This window comes from Siphonobacter curvatus (genome assembly GCF_002943425.1).
Classification (GTDB): domain Bacteria; phylum Bacteroidota; class Bacteroidia; order Cytophagales; family Spirosomataceae; genus Siphonobacter; species Siphonobacter curvatus.
Genome location: NZ_PTRA01000010.1, coordinates 1 through 25,700, shown reverse-complemented (window position 1 = coordinate 25,700; position 25,700 = coordinate 1). Strand labels below are relative to the sequence as shown.

Here is a 25,700-nt window from a genome sequence, read left to right as displayed (position 1 = left end):
CTTGCCTTTAAGCCCGGTAGACGCGCTTTGGGAGAGCTTACTGACCTTGAAAAGGGCTTTCATATCTGCTAAATTGCTTGAAAAGTTTGGCCTGTAGGTGCCATTCATCAAAAAAACCGCACAAAATCACGAACATTTAATGCGTAGCGACGTTTTTTGTAGGTCTTAACTGTATTGCATCACATGAAAAAAGCACTTCTTACCCTCCTTGTTCTTTGCTTTGCCTTCGTAGGCTTTGCTCAAAATCAACCTGAAGACAAATCCAAACGCCCCAGCCCCCCGGCTCAGGCCATGGGTAAAGTCAATGGAAAAACCATTACCATTGAGTATTCGCAGCCTTCGGTAAAGGGCCGCGATGTATGGGATAAAAGCGGGAAGATAGCTCCCTACGGTCAGGTATGGCGTACGGGTGCCAATGAGGCCACCACCTTTGAAACTTCGGGTGATTTGAAAGTAGAAGGTAAAAAATTACCCGCCGGTAAGTACGGCCTGTTTACCATTCCCGGGGAAAAGGAGTGGACCATCATCTTTAATAAGACGGCTCAGCAGTGGGGTGCTTATAAGTACCAGCAGACCGATGACGTGTTACGGGTAACGGTACCTGCACGCAAGGCTCCACAAATGACCGAGAAGTTTACCATTACGGTAGCCAACTCCGGTACCGTTAGTATGGCTTGGGCGAATACGCTGGTGGATTTTAAAGTGAAATAAAGTTTCGTAACCATCAAAAAAGGTCGTCTTAGGCAAGGCGACCTTTTTTGATGGTCTATCCTCGGGACCGTAACGAAAATGATCTACCCTTTATCTTTTCGTAAGTACGCTAGAGCCTTCTGAAAAAGCATAATACCCAGCGATTTATCCACTAAATAGGGTTTTAAGAGGATTAATTAACTGAAAAACTGAACTTTAGTTAGATTTTAAAAAAATTAAATATTTTTTCCTGCTAAGTATTAAATTAATTGAAATTTAAGATTACTTTTGACCTAAGCTTCTATTATGAGGCCAGACTCATTACACGGTTTAACCTGAACTATTGTCGAGTTGTCTTTGAGGCCAGATTATTCCGCCCATATCTGCTTCTATTTTTAGTATCCGTACGTTTCCTTGCTCAAGTTGCCCCTTGTGCTAGTTTCAAATTTAGCTGTTAGTCCTAGCTCCGCCAGACCAAGACTACCTGAGAATTAGTATGCAGGCATGTGTGTCAGGGGAAGGATTAGCTCTGAATCTACCCTCAAGAAACGTATCTTTCCACCGGGCTTAAGTCAATCCCCCTTGAGCCATAACAGTAGCATAAGCGATTGCTCTAGAAACAGAGACTTGGTCTTTTAGACTCCGTTTTCTTGTCCTCTAGCGGTTGTCTCAGCAGAAAACTTTAAAGCAGTACTCAATGGAAGTACACGTAGGTATGCGTGAACGGGCCCAGGGCTTTGTTTAGACGTATAACTTGTAGCGTGAGATCTTCCGGGCTATTGCTATATCCTTTCGTTACCTGCCTCAACGGGCAGCAAACGATTTGTATCCGCCACCAAACCGTACGAAACCGCGTGCCTTTCTCCGATAGGAAAGCCTGGCACGCCCTGCCCGAAGCTCAGCTTGTCACGCTGGAGCGATGGTCAGCGTATGCCCCTTTGATAGTCCCATACCCTTACAAACCCAATCCCGTTGATTGACCGAATTTTATGGAAACGCCCGCTACCGCTTATGAAGTCTACCAGGTCATTGATCCTGAGCAATCCAAACTTTGGACGGCCGTTCGACGCTACCTGAAAAGTTGGCCCTGGTTTGTATTGTCTGTGGCTTGTGCCCTAGGGCTGGCCTATGTTTACCTGCTGTATCAGGCTCCGATTTACCGGGCCAAAGCCAGCTTACTGGTAAAGGATGAACAGAAAGGAGCCGCCAATGATGAAATGCTCAAAGGCCTGGACATCTTCGGTCAGCAAAAGCTCGTGGATAATGAAATCGAGATTTTAAAGTCGTATACCCTCATGGATGAGGTGGTCGATAAGCTGGATTTGGATGTGCGCTATTTTGTAGAATCTAACTTTGGTAAACGGGAGATTTATGATTTAATACCCGTGCACGTGGTCGTCGAACGTCTGAACGAGTCGATCTATGCTAACCCTTTGCTAGTGACTTTCCCTGGCAATAATCGCGTGGCCATCGATGGCGTCGAATATCCCTTGAATAAAAGCGTTCAAACGCCTTACGGAAAGCTACGGCTTATTCCGGCCTGGACACCCCTCAAAGCCATGCCTGAGCTGCAGGTACAGGTCCTGTCCCGGGATGAAGTGGTAGAAGGCTACTTAAGCCAGTTAACGGCTGATACGAAAAGTAAACAGTCTACGGTCATTGAACTAAGCATCACCGACCCGGTTCCCGCCAAGGCGAAAGCCATTTTGAATGGGCTGATTGAAGCCTATAACGCGGCGGCCATAAGTGATAAAAATAAAACGGCATTAAATACCTTAAGCTTTCTCGACGAACGTCTGGGTTTGGTTTCGGGCGAGCTGGAAACGGTTGAAAAAGACGTCGAGTCTTATAAGAGTACGCACGGCATTACGGATCTAAGCGTTCAGGCCGAAAAATTCTTGCACGGCGTTCAGGAAAACGACTCCCGATTGAACGAAATCAATATTCAATTAGGAACCCTGGGTGACATCGAGCGGTATTTGGATTCGCGGGGTAAAGACCGCAGCGGCGCTCCTTCCACGCTGGGTTTGAATGATCAGGTACTTTTAGGATTAATCGGCCAGGTATCTGAACTGGAACTCAAGCGGGAGCAACTCCTGCGGACTTCCAATGAAATGAACCCATTGCTTCAAATCATGGAGAGTCAGATTCGCAACGTGAAAGCCAACATTCGGGATAATGTGCAGACCATGCGTACCATGCTGGTCACCTCCAAAGCACAAACGCTGGCCACCAATTCCAAAATGGAAAGGGTACTCCGCGGCATTCCCCGTAAGGAGCGTCTGTTACTCGATATTTCTCGCCAGCAGGCCATCAAAAACGACCTGTATACGTTCTTACTCAAGAAGCGGGAGGAAACGGCGGTAACGCACGCGGCTACGATTGCCGATAGCCGGACGGTCGATGCGGCCCGTAGCGGGAAGTTACCGATTCAACCCGTCAAGCGAAACGTGTACCTGGCCTTTGCCCTGTTAGGCTTTCTCTTACCCATTGGCTTTATCTACGGCCGGGACTCGGTCAATAACCGCGTCATGCAACGCAACGACGTGGAAGGTGTGACGCAGATTCCCATTCTGGGGGAAGTCGTTAAGAGTAAAGGCGGTGGCGGACTTGTCATTGCGGACCGGTCCGTACTCAGCGAGCAAATCCGGTCCCTGCGTACGAACCTACAGTTTTTAAAGGCGGCTACGGACAGTCAGGTGCTTTTATTTACTTCCAGCATCAGTGGGGAAGGTAAATCTTTTGTGTCCTTGAACCTGGGAGCCAGCTTAGCGTTGGTCAACTACCCAACGGTGATTTTAGAAATGGATTTGCGTCGCCCGCAGTTACAAAAGAGTTTGGATCTGAATCATACCGTGGGCATTTCCAACTACCTCATCGAAGAAGCTACCTTGGATGAAATTTTGTACGAAATCCCCGGCTATACCAACTATTACATCATTCCTAGCGGGCCCATTCCACCCAACCCTTCCGAGCTCCTCAGTAGCCCACGGCTCAAGCAACTCTTTGAAGAACTACGGCAGCGGTTTACGCATATTCTCGTCGACTCCCCACCCATTGGGCTAGTCACGGATGCTCAGTTGATAGCTCCCTACGCCGATTCAACGATGTATCTGGTACGGCAGGATGTAACCCCCAAAACGTACTTAAAGACGCTCGATACACTGTACCGCGAACAGCGTTTCCAAAAGCTGAATATCATTCTTAACGGCATGGGTAAGAACAAACGGGATTCGGCCTATTATCAATATGCCTATAGTCCCAAGGAACTTCAGAAATTATCCTAACCTCCGCCCGGGGAACGCACGGACTTAGGTAACGTATGTAGCGAAGCGTTAGACGCCAATCGCTTCTGAATCGAACAACTGTATGCCAGGAAAAGGGTAGGTAGTGCCGGACTCGTCCGTGCACTACTTCCACCCGCTTTGCCCAGCGGAACTGCCCAGGATTAGCCCCATGAGGGCGATTACCTCCCATGCTACTAACACACCTGAAACCATGAGCTATGTAGAACCTGTATTCACTGTTCCTAAACTACGTCTCAAACCTAAACCAGTACCTGCCTCATCACCCGTCGTACCGGTCTGGGGAAAACGGGCCTTTGATGTGCTGATGGCTGGGCTAGTGATCACAACGGTTCTCTCCTGGATGATACCCCTGATTGGTATTTGGATCAAGCTTTCTTCTCCGGGCCCGATCTTCTACATTCAACGACGAACCGGTCGGCGCGGACGCCACTTTAACTGTTTGAAATTTCGCACCATGCGGTATCAGGTCAATGCCCCCTTTTGTCAGGCTATTCCCAACGATCCGCGTGTGACCAACCTAGGCAAGTTCCTCCGCAAAACCAATCTGGATGAGATGCCGCAATTTTTAAACGTGCTCTGGGGAGACATGAGCATTGTAGGGCCCCGGCCGCACGCGCTGGAACACGATGCGCAGTACTGGGATTTGGTTCCTGACTACGCCATTCGTTACCTCATCAAACCCGGTATCACCGGTTTAGCCCAAAGTCGCGGCTATCGCGGGGAGGCCAATCTGTTGCAGATGAAACATCGCTTGAAACTCGATCAATGGTACATAAAAAAGCAGTCACCCGGCTTGGACGTGAAGATTTGCTGGTGGACCGTACAGAAAATGATCCAAGGCGACGAAAAAGCTCACTGATTTGTTTATCTCTAAATCGCCCGTATGGACGTATCTAGTAAAATTTATGTAGCTGGCCATCGAGGAATGGTGGGTGGGGCCCTTATCCATCATTTGCAACAGCGGGGCTATCGTAAACTTCTTAAACGTAGTTCGGTAGAGCTCGATTTGCGTAATCAGGCAGCAGTAAATCGTTTCTTTGCTCAGGAGCGACCCGAGTATGTATTTCTTGCGGCGGCTCGGGTAGGGGGGCTCACGGCCCATGATACGTACCAGGCGGAGTTTCTCTACGATAACTTGATGATCGAAGCCAATGTCCTGCACGCGGCTTATCAATATGGGGTAAAAAAACTGTTGTTTTTGGGGAGTAGCTGTATGTATCCCCGTTTGGCTGCTCAGCCCGTAAAGACGGATTATTTGCTGCAAGGCCCCTTGGAACCGCTTACGGAATCCTACGCCGTAGCTAAAATCGCGGGGCTTAAACTTTGCCAAGCCTACCGCGATCAGTACGGAGCCAATTTCATAACGGCTGTACCCACCAATGTGTACGGGCTGGGAGATAATTACCACCCGCAAGAGGCCCAGGTACTGCCGGCATTAGTGCAGCGGTTCCACCAAGCTACTCTAGCGGGATCGCCTAGCGTGAACGTATGGGGAACGGGTACACCCCGCCGGGAATTTCTCTTTGCCGATGATCTGGCCGATGCTTGCGTGTATCTCATGCAGCATTACCAAGGCCGGGAGCCCATGAACGTGGGTACGGGGGAGGGCATAAGTATTCGGGAGTTGGCTGACTTGGTGAAAAGCACGGTCGGCTATGCGGGCGAGATTGCCTTCGACTTCGCCCAACCCGATGGAGCCCCGCGGAAACTCCTGGACGTGTCGCCCTTATACGCGTTGGGCTGGCGGCATCGAACCTCATTAAAAGAAGGCTTGCGAATGACCTACCAGGATTTTCTGGGCGCACACCTTAATCCTAGAACTGCGTATCCGGTGACCTATTAACTTATTCTTTCTTCCAATGAAAACGGCATTAATTACGGGTGTGAACGGCCAAGACGGCGCTTACCTGTCGGAGTTACTCTTAGAAAAAGGCTACCTGGTGCACGGTGTCAAGCGCCGTGCCTCTTTGATCAACACCGAGCGGATCGATCATCTCTATCAGGATCCTCACGAGTCTAACGTGCGCTTCAAGCTGCACTACGGGGACATGACCGATTCCACGAACCTGATTCGCATCATCCAGGAGACGCAGCCTGATGAGATCTACAACCTGGCGGCTATGTCGCACGTGAAGGTGAGCTTTGATACCCCCGAGTACACGGCTAACGCCGACGGCATCGGCACGCTTCGGATTCTGGAAGCGGTACGGATTCTGGGTCTGGAGAAGAAGACGAAAATCTACCAGGCTTCGACCTCGGAGCTGTATGGCTTAGTGCAGGCCGTTCCTCAATCGGAGACGACGCCTTTCTATCCCCGGAGTCCCTACGCCGTAGCTAAACTCTACGGCTACTGGATCACGGTCAACTACCGCGAGGCCTACGGCATGTACGCCTGCAACGGGATTTTGTTTAACCACGAATCACCGCTTCGGGGGGAGACCTTCGTCACGCGCAAGATCACGCGGGCGGTAGCAGCGATTGGCTTGGGGATGCAGAAGTGCTTGTATCTGGGGAATCTGAACGCCGAGCGGGACTGGGGTCATGCCAAGGATTACGTGGAGGCGATGTGGCGGATTCTGCAGCAGGAGACTCCGGAGGATTACGTGATTGCCACGGGGGTGACCACGCGGGTGCGGGAGTTTGTGAAACTGGCCTTTGCTGAAATTGGCGTGGAAGTAGCCTTCAAGGGCGAGGGCGTAGAGGAGAAGGGCTACGTGGTGAGCTGCTCCAACGAAGAATTTCAGTTAGAGGCAGGCAGCTGCGTAGTGGCAGTGGATCCGGCCTACTTCCGTCCGACGGAGGTGGAGCTGTTGATTGGGGATCCGACCAAGTCGAAGACGAAGCTGGGCTGGGAGCCTAAGTACGATCTGGCGATGCTGGTTCGGGAGATGGTGGAGAAGGATGTGGAGGTCTTCCGCCGCTCGAGTAAAATGCAAATTGAACACCTCATCGGGTAAAACCGCTGCTTGGATGAATGAGATAAAATTAACCACTAAGGCGAGTTATTTGTGGCAATGGGGCAAACTCCTGTCTTTGACGGGAGCTGCTCAAGTGCTCGTACAAGGTTCCAGTTTAGTCGGTGGAATCTTGGTTATTCGTTTATTGCCCGCCAGTGAATACGCCTTGTATACGCTGGCGAATACCCTGCTGGGAAGCATGGTAGTACTGGCCGATAGTGGAATCGGAGCGGGGGTGATGGCCCAGGGAGGCAAAGTGTGGCAGAATCCGAGCCAATTGGGAGCCGTAGTGGCAACGGGATTGAAACTAAGACTCCGTTTGGCGGTGGGGAGTTTAGTACTGGCGCTACCCTTATTAGCCTACCTGTTACTCCATCACGGGGCGAGTGCGTTAATGACTACCTTGATCGTGCTGGCCCTGATTCCCGCCTTTTTTGCGGCTTTATCGGACACGCTTTGGGAAGTAGCCCCCAAGCTACACCAGCGGGTAAAGCCTTTGCAAAAAAACCAGCTCGCCGTGAGTTTGGGACGCTTGGTACTGACGGCCCTAACCTTGTTTACGTGTCCTTGGACGTTTGTGGCCCTACTGGCCAATGGATTCCCGCGTCTGTGGGGAAACAAGCAGTTGAAAGCCCTGTCTGGCGAATTGCTCGACCTCAAGCAAACGCCCGATCCCGCCGTACAAAAGGAGCTTTTGGGCATGGTGAAGCGAATTTTGCCCTACACGTTGTATTACTGCGTTTCCGGACAAATCACCATCTGGCTACTTTCCTTTTTGGGAAGTACCGCTTCCATTGCCCGTATTGGAGCCCTGGATCGCTTGTCGGTAGTGGTTACGGTCTTTAGTACCTTGTTTACGACCTTGATTTCCCCGCGTTTTGCCCGGCTGTCTGGCGATCGATCGCAGCTCTTCCGGCATTTTTTACGCATTCAACTGGGGCTGTTAGTCGTCGCTTTCTGCACCATCGCGGGTGTACGGATGGCGGCTACTCCCATTCTTTGGGTACTGGGACCAGAGTATACGGGTTTGGAAGGGGAATTGACCCTGAACATGACGGGCAATTGTTTGAACTGGATTGCCGGTTCTACCTACGCCTTGTACAGTAGCCGGGGATGGGCCATGAAGCCGCTGGTTTCCATTCCCTTGAGTTTACTTCCCATTGTAGCAGGTACCTGGTTTCTGGAAGTAGGAACGCTGCTCGGCGTCATCACCTTGAACATTTGTATAGCCTGCGTACAGGTTTGTGTCAGCATTACCTACAGTTGCTTTAAAATATACCAAACACCTCGACAAACCGATCCTGCAGCTTTTTAAGTGCAGATAAGCCACACTCAAAGACTGTCTTTCTCCCTTTATGAATGCGATAGTATGTACTCTTTTTGAAGGTCATTATCATTACGGCGTTGCGGCTCTGGCGAATTCTCTGTACAACAGAGGATTTCGTGGCGTGCTCTACGTGGGTTACCGTGGAAGCGTTCCCTTCTGGGCCGAACAGGCCGTTGAAAATCCGGCTTTAGGGTGGCCCGGCAGCCAAAGTTTCAGCCCTTCCCAAGGATTAGACATTCATTTTCTGCCCTTAGAAACAACTTGGCATCTGACGAATTACAAGCCGGAGTTTATGCTCCGCATTTTCAATAACTACGGCAGTGGGGCCGATGCGATCCTGTATTTCGATCCGGATATTGTCGTGAAGTGCCAATGGGAATTCTACCTGAATTGGGTGAGTTATGGCGTAGCCCTTGTTCATGAGATTACGAGTAACGACATGCCCTATTCGCATCCCATTCGGATGGAATGGCTCAAATTAATCGATCGCTGTAATCTCCAGCCGCAGCGTAAACTACAGTCCTACATCAACGGGGGCTTTTGCGGCGTATCACGCCGGGATTTGGGCTTTCTTGATATTTGGTCGCTGATTCTAAAGACGGGTTTTAGCTATTACCAGTTTGATCCCAGCAAGTTCATGCCTACCAACCGGGAACATCCTTTCTACGGTACCGATCAGGATGCCTTAAATATGACGGCCATGTGTTCGGAGTTTCCCTTGAGTGAAATAGGACCAGAAGGGATGGACTTTGTGTACGGCGGGTATACCATGTCGCACGCGGTCGGCTCCCCCAAGCCCTGGAAAAAGAACTACATCTGGAGTGCCCTGCAGGGCAATAGTCCGTCCTTGCCGGATAAATGCTTCTGGCAAAACGTGCAAGGACCCATCGCTACGTACCATTCCTGGCACATTCAACGCAAGCAGGTAGGTCTGACCATTGCTTCGGCAATCGGTCGGTTTTATCGGCGGGCTTAATCTGGATACCGATGACGGCAACGTTACTTCTACTAGGCGGATTTCTGGGTTATCACGGTTTTTTTTGGCTGTTTCCCTCGCCACCCCGGGTCCACTTTACCCCGGAGGGTCGGGCACAGGAATACATCTATGCCCGAAAACCTTTTGAAATCGTATGGGTGGGCTCCGGGCTTATCGGTGACTTTACCAAATACCTGCCCGAGCCTTCGCGTAGCTTTAATCTGTTCTTCCCCTACAGCAGTAGCTGTTTAGGGATTGAAATTATTGCCCGCCGCCGCCGGACGCCACGGGTGATCTTCGTAGAAACCAATTATTTATTCAAGGGCTCGGATGCGAAGCTCGTCGATCGTCTGTTTCACCGGATTGGGTATCCTGTCCAGTACTATCTGCCGGGTTTTCAACGGAAAAATAATCCCTTGCGTTGGGTGAAACGGCTGTTGCACCAGGTAAGACCTGCACCCGCTCTTTCAGGGCAGACGCCGCATTTCCAGGAGTGGCTGGCCTTACACCGGAAGAATTACGAGCATTTCCATATCAGTGAGCCATTTACGCGCGAGCTGGAACGCTTGAAGCAACGCATCAACGGCCTCACGGCTCAGGGCTGCCAGATTCTATTTTTTGAAATGCCCATTGAAGAGAGCCTGAAGGAGACCGACTTATACAAGCTCCAGAAGCAGTACGTGCGTAGCTTATTTCCGCCGGAATCCTACGAATGGATTGAGCAGGACTCTGCCTACCAGTATCGAACCTGGGATGGGATTCACCTGACCCAGGAGAGCGTACGGACCTACGTGGCCTACCTCAGTAAGCAGGCCCAGCAGCGGGGCCTTATTTGAACCGATTTTAATCATGGTTTGCCATGGCAAGATACCTTTCTGAATTCCGATTGTATGTATGTAATCAGTGGATTAGCCGCATTCCCAGCCACCGCATTCGCCTGTGGTACTACCGCCGGGTGATGAAGTTTACCATTGGTCCCAAAAGTTACATTTTGATGGGTTGCTCCTTTGATTGTGCCGGAGGATTATCCATGGGCAGGGGCTCCGTAATTAATCCCAACTGCCGCATTGATACGCGGGGTTCGGTGACGATTGGCAACAACGTTTCCATTTCCAATGAGGTGATCATCTTGACGGCCGATCACGACATGAATTCCCCGACGATGGCGGGCCGGGAAAAAGCCGTAACCCTGGAAGATTACGTTTGGATAGGAACCCGGGCGATGATCTTACCCGGCGTAACCCTACGTGAGGCGGCCGTTGCGGCGGCCGGTTCTGTGGTCACCAAGTCCACGGCTCCCTACAGCGTAGTAGCGGGTATTCCCGCTCAGGAAATCAAGAAACGCTCCAGTGAACAGGCGTATACCTACGATGCTTCGTACAAACGACTATTCCAGTAAAGCAACGAACCGCATGAAAAAGAACGTAGCCATTTTGAGTGCCGGCCTGGGAAATGTTTCCCGGGGCTTTGAAACCTCCGCCAGTTTGTGGTATCAGGCCTTAGCCCGGGAAAAGGAACTGGCCGTTGAGCTTTTTGCCGGTGGTCCGCAACCGCAGGCAACCCGTATTTGGAATTTACCACGGAATGGGAAAGTAGCCCGCTTGCTGCGTTCACTACGGCTGATTCAAGACGGATGCCGCCTGGAACAATTGTCCTTCGGCCTGGGCTTGTTGCCGTATTTATTTCGGGGCAAGCTGGACGTCGTCTGGTTACAGGAGGCAACGCTGGCTTCCCTTATGCTACGCTTTAAGAAAATGTTTCATTTTCGGTACCGAATTATGTTTTGCGATGGGGCTCCCGTCGGTCACGCCTTTGCCCAGCAATTTGACTACTTGATCTTTTTGCACGCGTATGCCCTGCAAGCGGCGCTGGCCGATGGCATTGCTGCTCGCCGCTGTGCGGTGATTCCGCACGTGGCAGATGTGACGGTATATCCGACGAGTAAAGCCGACGCCCGTGCCCACTTTGGCCTGGCATCCGATCGGTTTGTCATTATTTGCGTGGCCGCCTGGAACAAGCATCATAAACGCATTGACTATTTACTCCAGGAAGTGGCTCAGCTCCAGCGACCGGAGATTACCCTGCTTTTGTGCGGACAGCCCGAGCAGGAAACCCAAGAACTCCAAGCGATGGCCCAAGATTTAGGCCTGGATGTTCAGTGGCATACGCTGACGCGACAGGACTTATCCCTGGCCTACAGTGCCGCCGATGTGTTCGTCTTGCCGAGCTTACACGAGGGCTTAGCGGCTGTTTTGCTGGAAGCAGCCGCCCATCAGTTACCCGTACTGAGTCACATGCACGAAGGGGGGAAATATGTCTTTGGCGAAGCGTACGAAGGCTTGGCCGATTTTTCCCAACGCGGTGTCTTAGCGGATCGGTTGAAAGCCTGGCAGGCAGCTGCCGACTTAAGCCCCATTGGAGCCTACACCTACCGCTGCGTCAGTGAACGCTTTAACGCCACGACCTTGACGCATACACTGGTGAACTTTATTAACCGAGCTACGCTATGAGAATCGTATTCGTTTGCGGTTGTTTAGAGCCCGGTAACGATGGGGTCGGTGATTATACGCGTCGGTTGGCGGCGGAGCTCATTCGGCAGGGGCACACGGCGGGGATTTTAGCCCTGCACGAGCCGGGTCGGGAATGGGTCTTCAGTGGTCAGCAGTTCGATGAGCAAATCCCCGTGCCGGTACTCCGTTTATCGCAGTGTTTGTCCTGGCCGGAGCGAATGCGCTATGCACAGGCCTGGGTGGCTCAGCAGAATCCTGAAGTCTTAAGCTTGCAATACGTCCCCTTCTCCTACGACGCCAAGGGATTACCCTGGGGCTTGGCCGGGCAATTAAAAACCTTGGGCAAGAATGTACCCTGGCATGTCATGTTTCATGAAATCTGGGTGGGAACCCGGCAGGGCTCTTCGGTGAAACAAATGTTGTGGGGTAGTTTGCAGCAAGCGATCCTGCGGCGGCTGGTCAAGCAATTAGCCCCCCAACAGATCCATACGCAAAGTCAATTGTACCAAGCCTTTCTGGCTCGTCAGAAGGTCCAGGCGGGTCTGCTCCCTTTGTTTGGCAATGTGCCTTTACAACCGCAACCCTTCCGCGTCAATACCCACGATTACCTGGAAATCATTGTTTTCGGGACGGTTCATGCCGATGCCTTGTGGCGGGAAGCCATTCAGGAATTAAGTCAACAGGATCGGCCTATGCGACTCACCTTCATTGGTCGTAATGGCTCCCATGCCAAGGCCTGTATCGAATGGTGTACCCAGATGCAGTTGCCCGTACGCTTGCTGGGAGAACAAGCCCTGGAGCGGATCTCTTTTGTTCTAAGCCAAGCGGATATCGGCCTGACCTCGACGGCCTTGCCTATGGTGGAAAAAAGCGGAACCGTAGCCGCCATGCTTGAACACGGCTTACCCGTTTTGTGTATTGCCAGTGCCTGGCAGCCGCGCGGTGTTCCTAGTCCTCCACTGCCCCTACACGTCTATGCGTACCGCGTAGGGCAGGTATTCCAGCTCCTGGATTCGTTGCAAAAGCATCCACCGAAAAATCGGATTGCACGGACGGCTGAGCAGTTAACCCGGCAGTTGAGTCCTCGCCGGTCTTATTCGACATTGTTATGAAGTATTCTGTTTGCATTCCTACCTATAATCAGTCGGCTTACCTGGAAGAGGCCGTCTGGAGTGCCTATACCCAAAGCTGCCCGCCGGCTGAGATTATCGTCTACGATGATTGCAGTACCGATGCAACGCCGGCTATTTTGGCTGGTTTGCAAGCCCAGATTCCTACCTTACGCGTCGTGCGTCAAGCGGTCAATCAAGGGATTTCGCGCAATACCGACCTCTGCTTACGGGCAGCCCGCTATGAACTCATCATTCGACTGGATTCTGACGATCGCCTCTTGCCTGAATTTGCCGAAACCCTGGGTACCGCATTTCAGGCGTACCCCCAATTAGGCTATGCCCACGCGGCCGTTGAAGAAATGGATCAGTACAGTCAGCCTTTACGCATCCGCCGCTTGAATCGTCCGACGGGTGTACAGACGGCTGGCCAGGCCTTGAAGCTAGCCGGGCAGGGCTATAAAGTAGCGGCTAACATTCTCATGTTCCGCCGGCAAGCCCTGCAAGCAGCCCACTTCATTGCCTCGAGTGTTGATTTTGCGGAAGATTATTACCTGTGTGCCTCGTTAGCGGCCCTGGGCTATGCTAATTATTATTCGAGTGAAGTTCTATCCAATTACCGGGTCTGGACGGATCAGGGACACGTTCGTCAGCGGCGAAAATTAGCCGAAATCCGGGGCATCCGGGCGGTATTCGAGGAAGTTCTACAACCCGCCTACCAAGACCGCGGCTGGGGACTGACTTCCTTGCACGCGCAACGACGCCAGCATGCGTGTCAACACGCGGACTGCTTAACCTGGCGTACCTATACCGCCGTTGAAAAACAAGAACTAAAGGACGCCTTGCTATCCCTGTCTTCGGCCGGGCTCACCCGGCTATGGATCTGGCTATACCAGCATGAGTACGGCTCCTGGATTCAGGGCTATAATCGCCTGCAACAGGTACCTAGAACGTGGGCCAAACGCCTGCTTTTATCCTGGCGATCTTCTTTTTCATTAACCAAGGCCTAGACGTATTGTGAAAATTCTAGTAGCACATCCGACTGGTAATCGTAACGTACGAGCCATCCTTTCCAGTTTGTTCGAGCGGCAGATGCTAGCGGACTTTCATTCCACGGTGGCGCTGACGGGCGAGGAAGCCTGGCTCCAAAGGCTGCCCGCAACGCTGCAACAGGAACTATTGCGGAGGAGTTATCCGATACCCAGTACGCTCATCAAAGCCCACCCCTGGCGGGAGGTGCTTCGCATGGTGGCTCAAAAAGGACGCCTGCAACGTCTCTTGCAACCCGAAACGGGCTGGGCTAGCATTGATGCCATTTATCGGGACTTAGATCATCGGGTCGCACAGTCGCTTCGGAGCTCCTCGCTGGACGCCGTATATGCCTACGAAGATGGAGCGTTAGAAACCTTTCGGCGAGCCAAGGACCTGGGCCTGACGTGTATCTATGATTTACCGATTGCCTACTGGGAAACCGGACGTCAGCTCATGCAACAGGAAGCCGAACGCTATCCGGACTGGGTACAAACCCTGGGCGGAAGTATTCAGGATTCATCCGAAAAAACGGATCGTAAAACGCAGGAACTGGCCTTGGCCGATGTGGTCATTACCTCGGGTAGTTTCGTTTCGGATTCGTTGCCGGCGTTTGCCCGGGCCAAAGATCAAATTGTTTCTCCCTTCGGCTCGCCGCTTACCGCGACCACCGAGCCCCGGCCGGCCGGTAGAGGACCCCTCCGCGTTTTATTTGCCGGGTCGATGGGACAGCGTAAAGGGTTGGCAGATTTGTTTGCCGCCGTGAAGCAACTACCCAAAGGAAGTATCGAACTCGTCGTCATGGGCAGTTTACTGGCACCGCTTGCGTTTTACCGCCAGCAGTACGCGGACTTTACCTACGAAGCGGGACGGCCCCACGATCAAGTACTGGCGTTGATGCGTTCCTGCGATGTGTTCTGTCTGCCTTCGATTGTAGAAGGTCGGGCCTTAGTAATGCAGGAGGCCATGAGTCAGGGCTTACCGCTGATTATTACGCCCAATACAGGTGGAGCAGATTTGATCCGGGAAGGGGAAACCGGCTTTTTAGTTCCCATTCGATCGCCCGAACGCATTGCTGAGAAACTCGTCTGGTTCCTGGAACACCGGGATGCTATTCCGGAAATGGGTCGGCAAGCCCAGCAGCACGCCGCCCGCTATACCTGGGAACGGTACGGTCAGCGGATTGCTACCGCTTTGCAAGGCCTGCCCACCCGAACCCATAGTCCCGCCTTTAATCAATTGTAGAAATGGCTTCGCTTGCATTAACCTCCTTCCGGACTGTTCCGTCGCCCCTGGCCCAGTCGGCCAGCCGGGCTTACATTACCCAGTTGAAGCAGGGCATTTGGCTCTATTTCTTCTTACTGATTTTTGAAGGAGCCCTGCGTAAATGGGTGCTACCTGGACTGGCGACTCCCTTGCTCATTGTTCGGGACCCGCTAGCCTTATGGCTCATCTACCGGGCCTGTAACCGGGGGCTCTTTGCCGGCAATGGTTACCTGCTCCTAAGTATCATAACCAGTGCCCTGGGCTTCTTTACCGCCTTGGTTTGGGGCCATGGGAATGTCGTAGTGGCAGTCTATGGGCTACGGATTATGCTGATTCACTTTCCATTGATCTTCCTCATTGGACAAATTTTTAGCCGTCAGGACGTCCTCAAAGTAGGCAAAATGGTTTTGATGTTAGCCTTGCCGATGACCCTGCTGATGGCGGTTCAATTTTATAGCCCTCAGTCCGCTTGGGTGAATCGGGGGCTGGGTGGGGATACCGAAGGAGCTGGTTTCAGCGGAGCCCTGGGGTTTTTCCGGCCACCGGGTACCTTTTCGTTTATTACGGGTTTGGCCTCTTTCTACGGACTACTGGCCGCTTACGTTCTGTATTTCTGGCTGGAAGAGAAACCTTCGGTCAAGCGTCCGCTCCTAATAGCCGCGACGGCCTGTTTAATGCTGGCCATCCCCTTGTCGATCAGCCGTACCGTGTTATTTGAGACGGTGCTTTCGGTCCTCTTTGCGTTAGTCATTGCCGCTTCGAAGCCGAAATACACGGGTAAGATTCTCGGAGCCGCCTTTGGGACGGTATGTTTATTGGGCTTGCTGAGTACGCTGCCCGTCTTTCAAACGGGCATTGAAGCCTTTACCTCCCGCTTCGACGAGGCCAGCGATGTAGAAGGAGGCTTGAAAGGAACGCTGGTTGATCGCTTTTTAGGGGGTATGGGCAGTGCCATATCCGAGGGAGAACACTTGCCTTTTTGGGGCATGGGCCTAGGGATGGGAACCAATGCCGGAGCTAAATTAATGACGGGGAAAACGGATTTCTTGGTTTCCGAAGGCGAATGGGGACGCATCATTGGAGAAATGGGCCTATTACTAGGACTGATTACCATTTTTATACGCGTTCATTTCACCTGGAAGCTTAGCTGGCAAGCCTTTGCCTTAATCGCCCAGGGCAACTTCCTACCCTGGATGTTACTGAGCTTCGCCTTTGTCAATGTCATTCAGGGTCAGTGGGCACAACCTACTTCGCTGGGCTTTTCTACCCTCGTAGCTGGCTTAATCCTAGCCGCCAGCCGTTCGACCATTAAACCAAAGCTATGAATATTATTTTCTTTACGCATCCAAGTTTTCTAGGGCATCAAAGCATGCCACGCTACGCGCAATGGCTAGCCTGGGGTATGCAGGAGCGGGGTCACCGCATTGCCCAGTGGACGCCTAAAGCCCGGTTTGTTTCGTTACCCGTTCCGCAGGCCCTCAAAAAATGGATGGGCTACCTCGACCAGTACGTATTGTTTCCCTGGCAGGTCCGGCGAAGACTCAAGCAAGTGCCAACGGATACATTATTTGTGTTTACGGATCATGCCTTGGGCCCTTGGGTCCCCTTGGTGAAGCATCGCCGGCACGTAGTGCATTGTCACGATTTTTTGGCCCAGCGTAGTGCCTTAGGACTCATCCAAGAAAATCCGACGGGTTGGACCGGACAGATTTATCAAAACTTTATCTGGAAGGGTTACGCCCGTGCCCAAAACTTTATATCCATTTCTCATCAGACCCAGCGGGATTTGCATACGCTGCTGGAACGTCGCCCCGCGTGCTCTGAGGTGGTGTATAATGGGGTTAAATCCCAATACCGTCCTGGTTCCACTAGCGAAGCCCGGCAGCAGTGGAGTCAGCAGCTCCAGCGTGATCTAACCAGTGGGTATCTGCTGCACGTAGGCGGCAATCAATGGTACAAAAACCGCATGGGCCTGCTCGAATTATATACGGCTTGGCGAAATCAAAGTCGGCAGAACTTACCCTTGCTGTGCATTGGGGAAGCGCCTAACGCTGAGCTCGAAGCCTTTCATGAGCAATCGCCCTACCGCCAGGACATCTACTTTTTAACCCAGCAATCGGATGCCGATGTGGTAAAAGCCTATCAGGGAGCTACTGCGTTTGTCTTTCCTTCATTGGCGGAAGGATTTGGCTGGCCCATTGCGGAAGCCATGGCTGCGGGTTGCCCCGTCATTACAACCCAGGAGGCCCCCATGACGGAAGTAGCTGGAGGACAAGCGTTTTTGATTCCCCGTCAGCAAGCGGGAACGGACTGGGCCCAGCGAGCCGCTGGCGTATTAGAAGCCGTAGTGACGCTAACCCCGCAGGAACGCCGCCAGGTTATTGAGCAAAGCCTAGCCAATGCACAACGCTTCAATGCTGAGCGAGCCCTTGACGTCATGGAAGAGATCTATCAGCAAATTGTGGAAAAATCAGTGGACTACGTTACCCCTTAGCAAGCCCTATGTATGCGACTTCTTCATGTCATTGATCAAATTGATTTGCGGCTCGGCGGGGTAAGCCAGGCCGTTCATACCATGATGCAGGGACTCGATACCTTACACGTAACCAGTGAGGTAGTTAGCTCGGATGTTCCCGCATCCGGACTGCCCGACCGGGTGCATGCCCTTGGGCCGAGTAAGGGGCCCTGGCATTATAATGCAAACCTACGGGACTGGTTACAAGCGAACTTGGCCCGCTTTGATACGATCCTCGTACACGGCTTGTGGCAGTACCACACGTTCAGTGTGTACCAGGTTTGGAAACAACTACCCGAGCCGCGGCCTAAGCTCTTTGTGATGCCCCACGGGATGCTGGATCCGTATTTTCAGAAAGCAAAAGGCCGCAAACTCAAGGCCTTACGCAATTGGCTGTTTTGGAAAGCCATCGAACGCCACCTGATTAATCATGCCGATGGGTTATTATTTACCTGTGAAGCAGAGAAGACCTTGGCCCGACAGACGTTTCGTCCCTACCAGCCCCGACAGGAAACGGTGGTGGGTATGGGAGTACTGGAACCACCCGTGTTTCAAAAAGCTATGACCCAAGCGTTTGCTCAGGCCTGTGAACGCCCGGTGCGGAGGCCTTACTGGCTTTTCCTGAGCCGGATTGATCCCAAGAAAGGGCTGGATCTACTCATTGAAGCCTACGTGCGGCTCAGTGCTCAATACCCGCAACTGCCCGCGCTGGTCATTGCCGGACCAGGCCTGGAAACTTCGTACGGACAAGCGATTCGTAGCCGAGCCCTGGCTCATACCCATATCGTTTTTGCTGGAATGCTAACGGGTGCGGCTAAATGGGGGGCCTTTTACGGCTGTCAGGCTATGGTTCTACCGAGCCATCAGGAAAATTTTGGTATTGCTATCGTAGAAGCCCTGGCCTGTGGTAAACCCGTTTTAATCTCACAACAAGTCAATATCTGGCAGGAAATCAGCCAGGGCCAAGCCGGTCTGGTAGCGGAAGATACCCTCGAAGGTACCTACCGTCTGCTGAAAACTTGGCTGGAGCTCTCGCCCATTGCCCAACAAACTTTAGCCGAGCGAGCACGTCAGGTTTACGAACAGTCCTTTGCCGTAGCACCCACCGCTCATACTTTAGTCGAAACCCTTTTTGAACCGTCATCGCTGCATGTCCACCCTTAATCAACAGACCCAGACGGGCCCATCTTTCTCGTTACAAAATCGCCTGGCCCGCTTGGCTTGGACGCTGGTGGAAAATACACTCTTTCGATTTTCACCGACGCCTTTTCATGCCTGGCGTTCGGCTTTACTGCGTTTGTTCGGAGCTAAAGTAGGGCGGGGCGTACACGTGTATCCCGGCGTGAAAATCTGGGCACCCTGGAATCTGGAGTTACACGATGAATGCGGGGTTGGCAGCGGAGCGGTCTTGTACTGCCAGGGTAAAATTCACATCGGTTTTCGGGCCGTTATTTCGCAAGGTGTGTATCTCTGTGCGGGCACGCATGATTACAATGATCCTGGCTTCCCGCTCATTACGCGACCCATTGAGGTGGGTGATCACGTCTGGATTGCCGCTCAAGCTTTTGTACATCCCGGAGTGCAGCTAGCCGAAGGAGCCGTCGTCGGAGCCCGTTCCGTCGTCACTCGGAACATGCCCGAATGGATGGTCTGTGCAGGACATCCCTGTCGGCCCCTAAAACCTCGCCATAATTATTCCCTAACGCCAAGTTTGGTTTCATAACGCTATGTTAGTTGACATTACAATTGCCATTCCGGTTAAAAATGAGGAACAAAATCTGCCTCATTGTTTAGACGCCCTGGGCAAGGATTTTGCCAAAGCTATTGTCCTGATTGATTCGGGGAGTACCGATCGCACGCGGGCCATTGCTGCCGAGTACGGCGTTGATTTCATCGACTTTACTTGGGATGGAAAGTTCCCAAAGAAGCGTAACTGGTTTTTACAAAGTGGTTATTTACAAACCCAATGGGTTCTTTTTTTAGATGCGGATGAATACGTAACGCCCGCGTTTAAAGAGGAGCTGCGGCAGGCCCTGCACCAGACCGAAAAAGTAGGTTTTTGGTTAAACTACAGCATTTATTTCATGGGCAAACAACTAAAGGGCGGCTATCCCTTACGAAAGTTGGCCCTCTTCCGTGCCGATGCGGGTCAGTATGAGCGTATTGAAGAAGATGCGTGGAGTAAGATGGATATGGAAGTGCATGAGCACCCCGTCCTGCAGGGAAAGGTAGGCATGATCAAAAGTAAGATTGATCATCGGGATTTCAAGGGGATCTCGCACTATGTTCGCAAGCACGATGAATACTCCAGTTGGGAAGCCTCCCGCTTTGCCAAAGCGTTTCAAACCCAGGAAGTACGAAAGCACTGGACCTGGAAGCAGTGGATGAAGTACAAACTTTTGCACAGCCCCCTGATTGGACCCGCCTATTTTTTAGGTAGTTTTATTCTCATGGGTGGATTTAAAGACGGGAGTCGTGGGTTAGCCTTTTCTATCCTAAAGACCGCGTATTTTACCCAGATTTATTGTAAAATTCAGGAACAGTAAACTTCGATAAATCAGGACTTTAGCGTAAGGTGTGTGCGTAAGGAATGGTAAGGAATAGGGAAAAAATATTTCGCCATTATTACCTAAAAAACAGTATAAAAAAGGTTCAGATTTTAATGGTTTTGCTTGCATCTTAACAAAGCGTCAAATATATTTGTTACATCGAGTACGTATAGTTTTTGTCTGGTCAGGAAGCTGTTTTATCTGGTTATTTTAACGGCTAAACATACTCATTTCTGACTTGAACACACCCGGTTGCTGGTAGATTCCGCTCATTCGCTCAGCACCTTTCTTTTACATTTATGAATGGATGCCCATACCCCCCAATAAGGCATCTACACAAAAGCGATTAGCCTCTTTCCGCCATTAGGCCTACGCAACCTTCGTTTCGGATACTCCGCTAGCTATCCTTTTGCTTTCAATGAAATGAAAGCAACGACGGTATTCTCAAGTTATCATCTCAAGTACCGAATTGCCCGTCGGTGCGAAATGTACGGAAGCTCCTTTTCGGCTTACGCGTGCCAACATGGTTGGTTGCGTTTGTCTGGGATTCGTATGGAGTAACGCGTATAGTATAGTCCGTTACCTATAGTATACCTCCACCGCCAAGGATGTAGTTGACCGTTGCCCACTTTCGCTAGCTTTTCAACGCTAGTGCTATAAACGTGTTGTCCTACTAAACTCTTGCGAAGAGTTATAATGAATTCAACCTATGAAAAAAGTATTAATCTATGGCATCAATTATGCACCTGAATTAACGGGCATTGGTAAATATACGGGAGAATTAGGGGCGTGGTTGGCGGAAACTGGGCACGAAGTAGAAGTGATTACCACGTTTCCTTATTATCCGCAGTGGGAAGTACAGACCGATTTTAAAGGGAAGTTATGGCACACGCATCTGCTCAAGGGCGTGACCGTTCACCGGTGTCCCTTTTACGTTCCCAAGCAAGTAAGTGCGGCCAAACGCATCATCCATGAGTTTTCTTTTTTGCTCAGCAGTTTAGTTTACTGGATTCCTTTACTTTTTAAACCCAAAGCGGACGTAGTGCTTTGCGTAGCTCCTCCGTTTCATTTAAGCTTTGTTGCCTATTTGTATAGTTTACTCAAAGGTTCATTGTTTTACATTCATGTACAGGATCTTCAAGTCGATGCGGCTAAAGATTTAGGGATGATTAAAAACAAAAGCTTATTAAACATTCTTTTTAAAGCGGAGAAGTTTATTTTAAATAAAGCGGATCGTGTTTCCACCATTAGCTTAGCAATGGAAAAGAAAATTATCCAAAAAGAAGTAGGTGAAAATAAAACGTACGTGTTTCCCAATTGGGTAGACATGGAAGCCATTCAACCCTTACCTAAATCGGCTTCTTTGCGCAAAGAATTTGGTTTACGTAATACGGATAAAGTTATTCTGTATGCCGGAAATTTAGGTGAGAAACAAGGCTTGGAATTAATTATTGAAGCGGCTAAACACTATCAGAAATTTCCACATATTTATTTTGTTGTGGTAGGTTCGGGTGGAGCCAAAGAGCGATTAATTGAGAAGGTTGACGCGGATAAACTGACGAACGTTAAGTTTTTCCCCCTGCAGAAAAGTGAAGATATGTCACGGTTGTTGGCTACGGCAGATTTACACTTAGTCTTACAAAAGAAAGCAGCAGCCGATTTATTACTGCCTTCCAAACTAGGACCTATTTTAGCAGCGGGTGGTTGCGTTTTAGTAACTGCTGATCCGGGTACCACACTGCATAACCTGGTGTCTGATAGACAATTAGGATTAGTGGTGGAACCAGAATCCTTATCAGCATTAGTGGCAGGAATTGATATGGCTTTAAAAACTAATCTGGCCTTTTTTCAAGCAAATGCGCGCAGTTATGCCAAACGTCATTTAAGTAAAAAGGTGATTTTATCAGCCATGGAACGTGAACTTTTAGGCGGGAAATTAGTTAAGAGTGTGCCAGAAATATCAACTTCTTTTCAACCCGTTAATGAAGTGTATTACTCCGGGTAAGGCAAGATCATTGGCCTTATTCGATTTAGATAAAATATGCTTATTTTTTTTTAAAAAAACTTTGATTGTATTTGCTTTTTTAAATTAAATGTAGCATGTTTGTAAAGTCTTAGCGATAGTAATATTGATAAGGCAAAATATAACTCCTGTTGTGGCGGCAACAGGAGTTTTTTTATGTTATTCGGGAGTATGAAACTCTTATATAAACGAATGATTGATTATAATTTCAGCCAGAAAGTAGCAGTTGATTGATAGACTTACAGTTTTATTTTAGGACTTACCGAAGCTTATTTTATGCATTTTTTTAGATTTTTAAAAGTGAACTAGTACGCTTTTAAGCTTGCTGGAAAGCGGGATCGTTGAAACTAATGATAGGTACACTAGGATATTTATTTTGCAGCTAATCAGTTTGGATTTCAGGCAAACCCTTCAGGGAGCCTACGGCAGGGAAGACGCTAGCCGATTCGTTATACCCTAACGATAAGTGGGGCGAAAGGCATTCGGCTATGGGGCTAGGACAGGCCGTAGGTATCCCCTAAAAGGAGATGGAAACGCTCAGAGGCGTTTTTTCGCAGCTTAGCTGTGAATATTTTAGCTATATTTTAGCCACCAATCGTTTTCCTCCATTCTGTATTACTATGTCCCTTACTGCTACTGAACCTACCCTTGCTCAACCCGTACCCATCAAACGGCTGTTATCCCTGGATACGTTACGGGGATTTGATATGTTTTGGATTATGGGAGGGGATGAAATCTTCTATGCCCTGGCCAAGACGACCACTTGGGGCTGGGCCGCCTTTATGGCCGACCAGTTTACGCATCCCGAGTGGAATGGCTTTCGCTTTTACGACCTGATTTTTCCGCTCTTTCTATTTATGGCGGGCGTATCCACTCCCTTTTCCGTAGGCAGCCGATTGGAGAAAGGCGATGAGAAGGGACCGCTAGCCCGCAAGATTATTACGCGAGGCATCACCCTGGTGATTTTCGGTATTATCTATAATAATGGATTGTTCGTTAAGCCGATTGAGGAAATTCGTTTTTGTAGCGTACTCGGACGTATTGGGCTGGCGGGGATGTTTGCCCAGCTGATTTATCTGTACGCTAGTGAGCGGGCTCAGTATGTCTGGTTCTTCGGAATTTTACTCGGTTATTGGGCGGCCTTGATGCTCATTCCCGTACCCGGATGCGGAGCGGGTGTGCTTACGCTGGAATGTAGCCTGCCGGGTTACGTAGATCGATTGCTAGTCCCGGGAAAACTGTACCTAACCGTACATGACCCCGAAGGATTGCTCTCCACCATCCCCGCCATCTGCAATGCTTTACTCGGTATTTACGCCGGTACTATTTTAAGGAATGCGATGCGTCGTCCCGAAGAGAAGATACAAGCTTTAGTCGGCCTCGGAGTGATTTTCTTTATCCTAGGATGGCTCTGGAATATGGTCTTTCCCGTAAACAAGAACTTATGGACGAGCTCGTTCGTACTCGTAACGGGGGGCTGTAGTCTAGGTTTGCTCGCTTTATTTTATTGGATCATTGATGTAAAGCGGTATCAGAAATGGACGATTCTGTTCACCGTGATTGGGATGAACTCTATTTTAATCTACCTGGCGGTTTTAATCATTAACTTTGAACACATCGCAGACTTCTTTTTCGGAGGACTCATTCATCAACTCAGCTCCGAACCCTTAAAGGCCGTTCTGACCGTAGCCGGAATGATTTTGATGAAGTGGCTTTTCCTGTATATCCTTTATCAAAAGAAGATATTCCTTCGAGTCTGAGTATCTATCTATATATATATAGGTATAGAAGAGACGTGTTTATTTCACTTAAATCTACTTCCCATGAAAAAATGGTTATTGCTACTAATGAGTACCCCGGCCTTTGCTCAAAGTCCCGATCCTTCTAAAATAACGCTGGTCATACACGGCGGGGCTGGAACCATTACCCGGCAGAATATGACGGCAGAGAAAGAAAAGGCGTACCGGCAAGTGTTAGAGCAGGCTTTACAAACGGGTTATACTATTTTAAAGAAAGGAGGTACGAGTCTGGATGCGGTAGAAGCTACGGTCCACGTCATGGAAGACTCACCTTTATTCAATGCTGGAAAGGGAGCCGTGTTTACGCACGAGGGTAAAAACGAACTCGATGCCGCCATCATGGATGGAAAAACGCTCAAAGCAGGAGCCGTAGCGGGCGTAACCACCGTTCGTAATCCCATATCGGCTGCTCGGGCGGTGATGGAAAAATCCGAACACGTTTTATTAATAGGAAAAGGAGCCGAAACGTTCGCCAAGGATAAAGGACTCACCATCGTTGACCCCAGCTACTTCTACACCGAAAACCGATGGCAGGGTTTACAAAAAGCCATAAAGGAAGAGAAGGTCAAACTGGATCATACCGAAGAAGCTCCGAAGAAACCAGCAAAGGCTCCTAAGAATGCCAGCAGTCGGGCTGAAGAGTTAATTTTCACGGAAGGGAAAAAATTTGGTACGGTCGGTTGTGTAGCATTGGACCAGTACGGAAACTTGGCTGCGGGCACCTCTACGGGGGGAATGACCAACAAACGATACGGTAGGGTAGGGGATGCTCCCATTATCGGAGCGGGTACATATGCGGACAATACTACCTGTGCCATTTCAGCGACGGGCCACGGTGAATACTTCATTCGATCAGTAGTCGCTTATGACATCGCTGCCCTGATGCATTATAAAGGACTATCTGTACAAGAGGCTGCCAAGGAAGTGGTAAATCAAAAACTGGTCGAACGAGGAGGCGAAGGTGGAGTCATTGCCCTGGATGCAAAGGGTAATTTTGCCATGCCTTTTAATTCGGAAGGAATGTACCGAGGCTACATTAAGTCAGACGGCTCTCTTCAAATAGAGATCTACAAAGACTAATCCTTGTATCCTTATATATAATATATATAGTAGCCAGTAATATATATAGTAGCAAGTAGGAAGAGATTCAAAAAGGTTGCCGGATTACTCCGGCAACCTTTTTGATGGAAGAATAGCGAAGGAGTAGGAGTTATACAAACGAGTCCTAAATATTAGATTTATAGGGAAATCCAAAGAAAGGATAGGTTAAGCTGTAGGGTAGCCGTAGAAAATCAAAGTCAAGGTGCAGAAGGGCCAAAGAAGTGCGTAAAAACGGGGATTTTAGGGCTGAAAGGGGGTAACTACCTTGGTTTAAAAAAGTTTCAGGAATTTCCGGGCTTTAAAACACTGATAATCAGCGATTGGTTTGATGGGCTATTAATTATTTTGATTTCATACTTGACAAGGGCGGTTTTTGAGTGATATCTTTGCACTCCCAAACGACGGGAAAGGCACTTGAAAGTGAGTGTAAATACTTGAGGCAAAGGCAGTTAAGTAGCGGATGAGGCGATGGGAAGTTAAGAAAAGGAAGAAAATAAATTTTCACTTTTTTCTTGACAAGCGGCGAGTAAATGACTTACCT

The 25,700-nt window shown here is 50.1% G+C and carries 21 protein-coding genes; all 21 read left to right on the top strand.

The features are described from left to right. Positions 1-183 precede the first annotated feature (183 nt). The 21 genes from C5O19_RS24975 to C5O19_RS24875 all read left to right on the top strand — a co-directional run bounded on the left by C5O19_RS24975 (position 184) and on the right by C5O19_RS24875 (position 25,138). On the top strand, positions 184-711 hold the full coding sequence (locus C5O19_RS24975; protein WP_104716096.1) for a DUF2911 domain-containing protein: 528 nt from the start codon (positions 184-186) through the stop codon (positions 709-711). A 968-nt stretch (positions 712-1,679) separates the two neighbouring features. Further along, a complete protein-coding gene (locus tag C5O19_RS24970) occupies positions 1,680-3,977 on the top strand; it encodes a GumC family protein (RefSeq protein ID WP_104716095.1) in 2,298 nt (765 codons plus the stop codon). 211 nt (positions 3,978-4,188) lie between these two features. Further along, the gene (locus C5O19_RS24965; RefSeq protein ID WP_104716094.1) at positions 4,189-4,857 is read left to right on the top strand and encodes a sugar transferase; all 669 of its coding nucleotides are present in this window, start codon (positions 4,189-4,191) and stop codon (positions 4,855-4,857) included. Positions 4,858-4,881: 24 nt separating this feature from the next. Further along, positions 4,882-5,841, top strand: a complete 960-nt coding sequence (locus C5O19_RS24960) for a GDP-L-fucose synthase family protein (protein ID WP_104716093.1) — start codon at positions 4,882-4,884, stop codon at positions 5,839-5,841. A 16-nt stretch (positions 5,842-5,857) separates the two neighbouring features. Next, entirely contained in the window at positions 5,858-6,955 is a 1,098-nt protein-coding gene (gene gmd / locus C5O19_RS24955; protein WP_104716092.1) for a GDP-mannose 4,6-dehydratase, read from the top strand. A 13-nt stretch (positions 6,956-6,968) separates the two neighbouring features. Then, positions 6,969-8,270, top strand: a complete 1,302-nt coding sequence (locus tag C5O19_RS24950) for a lipopolysaccharide biosynthesis protein (protein ID WP_104716091.1) — start codon at positions 6,969-6,971, stop codon at positions 8,268-8,270. A gap of 40 nt (positions 8,271-8,310) precedes the next feature. Further along, on the top strand, positions 8,311-9,258 hold the full coding sequence (locus tag C5O19_RS24945) for a hypothetical protein (RefSeq protein ID WP_104716090.1): 948 nt from the start codon (positions 8,311-8,313) through the stop codon (positions 9,256-9,258). A gap of 11 nt (positions 9,259-9,269) precedes the next feature. Beyond that, on the top strand, positions 9,270-10,094 hold the full coding sequence (locus C5O19_RS24940; RefSeq protein WP_104716089.1) for a hypothetical protein: 825 nt from the start codon (positions 9,270-9,272) through the stop codon (positions 10,092-10,094). 23 nt (positions 10,095-10,117) lie between these two features. Then, positions 10,118-10,657 carry an acyltransferase gene (locus C5O19_RS24935; RefSeq protein ID WP_104716088.1) on the top strand — a complete coding sequence of 180 codons (540 nt, stop codon included), beginning with the start codon at positions 10,118-10,120 and terminating at the stop codon, positions 10,655-10,657. A 13-nt stretch (positions 10,658-10,670) separates the two neighbouring features. Next, on the top strand, positions 10,671-11,768 hold the full coding sequence (locus C5O19_RS24930) for a glycosyltransferase family 4 protein (RefSeq protein ID WP_165796126.1): 1,098 nt from the start codon (positions 10,671-10,673) through the stop codon (positions 11,766-11,768). Then, the gene (locus C5O19_RS24925; protein WP_104716086.1) at positions 11,765-12,880 is read left to right on the top strand and encodes a glycosyltransferase; all 1,116 of its coding nucleotides are present in this window, start codon (positions 11,765-11,767) and stop codon (positions 12,878-12,880) included. Before C5O19_RS24930 ends, C5O19_RS24925 begins: the two co-directional genes overlap by 4 nt. Further along, entirely contained in the window at positions 12,877-13,887 is a 1,011-nt protein-coding gene (locus tag C5O19_RS24920) for a glycosyltransferase family 2 protein (RefSeq protein ID WP_104716085.1), read from the top strand. Before C5O19_RS24925 ends, C5O19_RS24920 begins: the two co-directional genes overlap by 4 nt. Positions 13,888-13,894: 7 nt before the next feature. Next, positions 13,895-15,151 (top strand): glycosyltransferase family 4 protein, encoded by a 1,257-nt coding sequence (locus C5O19_RS24915; RefSeq protein WP_104716084.1) that lies wholly within the window; start codon positions 13,895-13,897, stop codon positions 15,149-15,151. A gap of 2 nt (positions 15,152-15,153) precedes the next feature. Continuing rightward, on the top strand, positions 15,154-16,497 hold the full coding sequence (locus C5O19_RS24910) for a hypothetical protein (RefSeq protein ID WP_243406510.1): 1,344 nt from the start codon (positions 15,154-15,156) through the stop codon (positions 16,495-16,497). Between the two features lie 44 nt (positions 16,498-16,541). Beyond that, complete coding sequence (locus C5O19_RS24905; RefSeq protein ID WP_243406509.1) at positions 16,542-17,666, top strand: glycosyltransferase; 1,125 nt, start codon at positions 16,542-16,544, stop codon at positions 17,664-17,666. 12 nt (positions 17,667-17,678) lie between these two features. Continuing rightward, positions 17,679-18,851, top strand: a complete 1,173-nt coding sequence (locus C5O19_RS24900) for a glycosyltransferase (protein WP_104716082.1) — start codon at positions 17,679-17,681, stop codon at positions 18,849-18,851. After that, a complete protein-coding gene (locus tag C5O19_RS24895) occupies positions 18,838-19,410 on the top strand; it encodes a WcaF family extracellular polysaccharide biosynthesis acetyltransferase (RefSeq protein ID WP_104716081.1) in 573 nt (190 codons plus the stop codon). Before C5O19_RS24900 ends, C5O19_RS24895 begins: the two co-directional genes overlap by 14 nt. Positions 19,411-19,414: 4 nt before the next feature. Beyond that, entirely contained in the window at positions 19,415-20,233 is an 819-nt protein-coding gene (locus C5O19_RS24890) for a glycosyltransferase family 2 protein (RefSeq protein WP_104716080.1), read from the top strand. 712 nt (positions 20,234-20,945) lie between these two features. Further along, positions 20,946-22,241, top strand: coding sequence for a WcaI family glycosyltransferase (locus C5O19_RS24885; RefSeq protein WP_104716079.1), 1,296 nt, complete (start codon positions 20,946-20,948; stop codon positions 22,239-22,241). A 638-nt stretch (positions 22,242-22,879) separates the two neighbouring features. Next, positions 22,880-24,019 carry an acyltransferase family protein gene (locus C5O19_RS24880; protein ID WP_104716143.1) on the top strand — a complete coding sequence of 380 codons (1,140 nt, stop codon included), beginning with the start codon at positions 22,880-22,882 and terminating at the stop codon, positions 24,017-24,019. A 63-nt stretch (positions 24,020-24,082) separates the two neighbouring features. Further along, the gene (locus tag C5O19_RS24875; protein WP_104716078.1) at positions 24,083-25,138 is read left to right on the top strand and encodes an isoaspartyl peptidase/L-asparaginase family protein; all 1,056 of its coding nucleotides are present in this window, start codon (positions 24,083-24,085) and stop codon (positions 25,136-25,138) included. Positions 25,139-25,700: the final 562 nt, after the last annotated feature.